The sequence below is a fragment of the Oleiphilus sp. HI0132 genome (assembly GCF_001635845.1).
This window is the reverse complement of record NZ_LWGJ01000403.1, coordinates 1-1227: the sequence shown is the minus strand read 5'-3', so window position 1 is coordinate 1227 and position 1227 is coordinate 1. Positions and strand designations below refer to the sequence as shown.

At 46.0% G+C, this 1227-nt stretch carries 1 protein-coding gene; it reads left to right on the top strand.

Translation table 11 applies throughout. The annotated features are described in order from the left end of the window. Positions 1-1227, top strand: a 1227-nt coding sequence (locus A3766_RS04990; protein ID WP_304440926.1) for a calcium-binding protein, incomplete at both ends; no start/stop codon positions are given.

The following is a 1227-nucleotide window of genomic DNA, read 5'->3' as shown; positions in this document are numbered from 1 at the left end:
GTCGATTGCTGCCCAGACCAGCTATGTGACACGAAGTGGTGATGATCTAAAGCTTGTTCTTGGCAATGATGACAGCATCGTCGTTGAAAGCTTCTTTAAAGAAGATGACCCTAATTACGCCTTAACAGCGATTAACTTTTCCGACGGTACTTCATGGGACAGCGATGAAGTGCGAAGCCGAATTCAGGCTGCAACACCGTATGACGATGTCGTTCAAGCGAGTGCAGAAGGTGAGGTCATTAGCGGGCTTGCGGGCAATGATACGATCACAGGTCAAGAGGGGAATGACCAATTCTTCGGTGATGAAGGTAATGACATATTGTCTGGAAACCAAGGGAGTGATGAGCTAAATGGGGGGGATGGGCAAGACACATTATATGGAAATGATGGTGATGACACCTTAATTGGCGGTAATGGCGATGACTATTTATACGGAGGTGCGGGCCATAATATCTATCACTATGCTTTGGGAGATGGGAATGATCAAATTCGTGCAGAAGGTGCTGAAGCGTCTCATCTACTCATATTTTCCGAGACGGTTGACCCAAGTGAAATAGACCTGGTGAATAGCGACGATGATTTGATCATAACCCTGACTGCCAGCGGAGAAACAATCGAAGTCTTTGGCTTTTTCGATACGGATCCAAGCCAGAGAACAAGTCTCTCGATTCAATTTGATGCAACTTCGTCAACATGGTCAGATTCTGAGCTTCGAACTAAAACATTTGAGGCAACAGCGGGCAACGATACCATTCAGGGGACAGCTGACGCTGATACGCTAAGTGGATTGGCGGGAGATGATAATCTAAATGGCTTGGACGGTGATGACATACTCTTAGGCGGAGAAGGGCGCGACACCTTAAATGGAGGTACCGGCAATGATACTTTAGATGGTGGTGCGGGGGACGATTCCCTAACAGGTGGTTTAGGCAATGATACGTATTTATACGGCATTGGGTCCGGTCATGACATTATCGACTTTGATAGTAATTCAAGCCTTGTCGGGAGTAATACCGTCATGTTTGATGAGTCAATTCAAGCGAATGATCTCGAGTTAGAGCGTGTTAAGGATACCCATAATAGTTATCGTGACCACCTGCTTATTACTGTCAAATCTACAGGTGAAACTCTTACTGTCGCACGTTACTTTTCAAACTCTAGTGACGATACGACCAGTACCGGCCAAGTATCTACTTTCGAGTTTTCTGATGGTTCCGAATGGGCTGA